Origin of the sequence: Microbacterium sp. (genome assembly GCF_035554235.1) — a bacterium.
Classification (GTDB): domain Bacteria; phylum Actinomycetota; class Actinomycetes; order Actinomycetales; family Microbacteriaceae; genus Microbacterium.
This window is the reverse complement of the sequence record NZ_DATMIO010000074.1, coordinates 1-3,236: the sequence shown is the minus strand read 5'-3', so window position 1 is coordinate 3,236 and position 3,236 is coordinate 1. Positions and strand designations below refer to the sequence as shown.

4 protein-coding genes are annotated in these 3,236 nt (G+C 68.4%); all 4 read left to right on the top strand.

Annotated features, from left to right (window positions below; genetic code table 11):
* On the top strand, nucleotides 1-809 hold an 809-nt coding region (locus tag VNT50_RS03740), incomplete at its 5' end, for an ABC transporter permease (protein WP_325483759.1).
* Between the two features lie 5 nt (nucleotides 810-814).
* Entirely contained in the window at nucleotides 815-1,543 is a 729-nt protein-coding gene (locus VNT50_RS03735) for an ATP-binding cassette domain-containing protein (protein WP_325483758.1), read from the top strand.
* A 653-nt stretch (nucleotides 1,544-2,196) separates the two neighbouring features.
* The gene (locus tag VNT50_RS03730; RefSeq protein ID WP_325483757.1) at nucleotides 2,197-2,667 is read left to right on the top strand and encodes an OsmC family peroxiredoxin; all 471 of its coding nucleotides are present in this window, start codon (nucleotides 2,197-2,199) and stop codon (nucleotides 2,665-2,667) included.
* A gap of 150 nt (nucleotides 2,668-2,817) precedes the next feature.
* On the top strand, nucleotides 2,818-3,012 hold the full coding sequence (locus tag VNT50_RS03725) for a hypothetical protein (RefSeq protein ID WP_325483756.1): 195 nt from the start codon (nucleotides 2,818-2,820) through the stop codon (nucleotides 3,010-3,012).
* Nucleotides 3,013-3,236: the final 224 nt, after the last annotated feature.

Sequence of the window (3,236 nt, the reverse complement as noted above, 5' to 3'; positions counted from 1 at the left end):
AGACGACGCCCATCACCGTGATGGCCGTCGCCGTCGTCTTCGTCCTCAGCGCCGGCGAGATCGACCTCTCGCTCGGGGCGGTCGTCGCTCTAGCTGCGCTGGTCACAGCGGACGTGATGCAGACTCACAGCGCGGTGCTGGCGATCGCCGCCGGGCTCGGCGTCGGCATCGGCGTGGGCGTCGTCAACGGTCTGTTCGTGACGGCGCTCGTGCTGCCGTCCTTCCTCGTCACGCTCGCGTCGATGGGGATCGTCACCGGTGTTGCGCGCTCCGTCACCGATCTCCAGTCCGTCGCCGTCGAGAACCAGCGGTTTGTCGACATCTTCGGCTCCGGCGACCTCGGCCCGATCCCCGGCTTGGCGTTCTGGGCGCTCGGCGCTGTTGCGCTCGGCCACTTCGTGTTCCGACACAGACGCTTCGGAGCGCACGTCGTCGCCGTGGGCGACAACGCGCGGGCGGCTCGAGCGGCCGGCATCCGCGTCGACCGCGTCCGCCTAGCCGTCTTCATGCTCAGCGGCGCATCGGCCGCGCTCGCCGCGATCCTCTACACGGGCCGGCTGCAAGGCGCGAGCTACACGCTCGGCGAGCAGGACCTGCTCACCGTCATCGCGGCGGTCGTCATCGGCGGGACACGCCTGTTCGGCGGCGAGGGCAGCGTCATCGGCGCGCTGGTTGGGAGCCTGCTTTTGGGAATGCTGACCAACGGCCTCATCCTGTGGGGTCTCACCACCTCCGAGCAGTTGATCGCCCAGGGTGTGCTGCTGCTGCTCGCGATCTCGCTCACGCTTCGCGGGCGGAGAGGACGCTGAGGTCGATGCCGCTCGTGCGAGTCGAGCACCTCAGGAAGGAGTTCGGGGCAGTTGTCGCGGTCGACGGCGTGACGCTCGACGCTGACGGTGGCGAGGTCGTCGCACTCGTGGGCGACAACGGAGCCGGGAAATCGACGGTCGTGAACTGCCTCGCGGGCGTCTATCCGCCGACGTCCGGGCGGATCCTGCTCGACGGGGCCGCAGTCCAGTTCCCCCACCCGCTTGAAGCCCGCAGGCAGGGGATCGAGGCCGTCTTCCAAGATCTCGCGCTGGCCGATCTGCAGCCGGTGTACATGAACATGTTCCTCGGCCGCGAGCTCGTACGGGGCCTCCTCCGCCGGCTCGACCGGGAGACGATGTCAGCCGAGACCCAGAGGCTCCTCGACGATCTCGACGTGCGCATCGACAGCCCGCGCAAGACGATCCGCGATCTCTCAGGCGGCCAACGCCAGGCAGTCGCGATCGCCCGGGCAGTGCACTGGGCGCAGCGGCTCGTGCTGATGGACGAGCCGACGGCCTCGCTCGGCGTGGCCGAGACGCAACGCGTCGAAGAGCTGATTCGGCGGTTGCGCGACCGGGGAACGGCGATCCTTCTCATCAGCCATTCACTCGACCAGGTGTTCGGACTCGCCGACCGAATCTGCGTGCTCCGGCGCGGCAAGCAGGTCGGGATCCGCACCGCAGCGCAGACGACGGGCGAGGAGATCGTCGCGATGATCACCGGCCTCGTCTGAGGTACGTGCAGATTCCACCCACACCGCGTCTGCCCAGCCTTCCAAGGTGACGCGGGCACCTACCCATCGGGTCTCGTACACGTGCACCGCCGTCGACGAAGCCGTTCCTTGGCGCGGTCCCTACTGCGCCTGTCCTCTGCTCGCCACAGCGCCGCGGGCCATCGGCACGACGAAGGCAGTGCCTGTGGCAGGGCACCGTCGTTGTGGTGCTCCGTCGGGTTCGCGCAGTCATGCCGAATAGTCAAATGCAGGCACGAACGTCCAGGATCATGCGGTTTCCACAGCCTCATGACCCAGGCGGATACCCGTGCCTGCCAAACCCATCATCCCCGATCCCAGCTGCCTGGCCCACCTCACGCCACCGACCACCGCCAGCTCCCGGACGCTGAAGCCCGCACCTGCTGGCCTACCTCGCCGCCGTCCCATGATGGCTTTGGAGTCATAGTGCTCCCCGTTCCAGGCAGGTACCGATCGTCTCGGCGTTGGTGCGTCATTACCGGGCCCGGTCGACTGCCCCCCTGCAGCTAGCAGGTAGGTGGGGTTTGCAGCAGACAAGAGGCAACAACTGATGCTGGTCGTGACGACAGCAGGCCGCCCCGGCGCGATCCTCGACGGCGTGAAGGCATCCACCACGATCGTCGAAGGAGGAGCCAATGGCGGCCGTGCAGCGAACCGCGGAAGTCGACTGGACAGGAAGCATCGCACGAGGCTCCGGGCATGCCTCGGGAGGCAGCGGCGCGCTCGGTGACCTACCCATCACCGTCGCGTCGCGGTTCGGTGAGCCCGAGGGCAAGACCAGCCCCGAGGAGCTCATCGCGGCGGCGCACGCGGCCTGCTTCACCATGGCCCTGGGGTCGATCCTGGCGGCACGGCGAACCCCTCCCGAGCACCTGTGGGTAACCGCGACCGTGACGCTGGAGACGTCGGGGACGCCGACGATCGTTTCCAGCCGGCTCGAGGTGCATGGTGTGGTGCCCGGCGCGGACGCGGCCTCGTTCGACCGGGCGGCGCAGGAGGCCGAACGCAACTGCCTGGTGTCGCGGGCGCTCCAGGGCAATGTCGAGATCGGCGTGCAGGCCACCTTGGACGAACATCCCGGGTCGTCGGGCGTCGGCGCCGCGTGAACCCGACCGCGTCTCGTCGCCTGGAATCGCCCCTTGCGAACTCCCGGCCGCCGGCAGCGTCGACCTGAGCAGGTGGCCGCCGGCCACCGGCCCGACCCCAGACCACCACGATGTGTCATTTCTTGAGCACGAGGGCGCAGTATGAACCGCATGCCCAGTCTGGAAGGAATGCACGCCGCCCCGCCGAGCACGACAGGATGGATCGAGACCAACGCGGTCCACGGGCCCCAATGCCTGTTCTGCGGCGACCCGGCGGCCACGTTCAAGCCACTCGACCAAGGCTGGAACTCCTCGCTCGAGCGGCTGTGGTGGTGCCGGCCGTGTGAGACCACCTGGATCGACTGACCGCTGGGGGTCACCGCGGACAACGCCATCCGGTCCTTGCGCGTCAGCGTCGCGGAAGCAGAAGAGTCCGGTGAAACCGGTGCCGATTGCTGCTAGCGGGTAGGTCAGGTTCCCGGCACACAGGAGGCGACGTTTGGTGCTCGCCACGACGACACCAGGCCGCCGGGGCGTCATCGTCGGTGAAGGTCGGCTCGACACCGGTGACCACAACAGCTGGTGCGCCA